This window comes from Paenibacillus xylanexedens (assembly GCF_007680605.1).
Taxonomy (GTDB): Bacteria; Bacillota; Bacilli; order Paenibacillales; family Paenibacillaceae; genus Paenibacillus; species Paenibacillus xylanexedens_B.
Window position 1 is genome coordinate 1 of record NZ_VEIO01000070.1, and the last position, 335, is coordinate 335.

General features: G+C 47.2%; 1 protein-coding gene. It reads right to left on the reverse strand.

Annotated features, from left to right (window positions below):
* A partial coding sequence (locus FS818_RS28430) for a condensation domain-containing protein (RefSeq protein ID WP_260990006.1) occupies positions 1-308 on the reverse strand: 308 nt, incomplete at its 3' end.
* Between the last annotated feature and the right edge of the window lie 27 nt (positions 309-335).

Sequence of the window (335 nt, forward strand, 5' to 3'; positions counted from 1 at the left end):
TAGTTCTGAAACACAAACAGGTGATCGATCAAGTTTTGTTTCAGTTCCGTTTGACCTTGAACCTCGGCCAATGAAAGATAATCGTATTTCTCTGAATCAAGAGCTCGATATTGTAACCGTTTGACCGTCTCAACGAATGCACCTACGTCTGCATTCATGCTTAACCGTACCGGCAGGGTATTGATGAACAGACCCACCATATTCTCGACGGCATCAATCTCCGCTGGACGACCCGACACAACCGCGCCGAACACCACGTCATCGGTGTTATTGTATCTGCACAGTAGCAGGCCCCATGCTGTTTGCATCATACTGTTCATCGTAACCTGATGGTA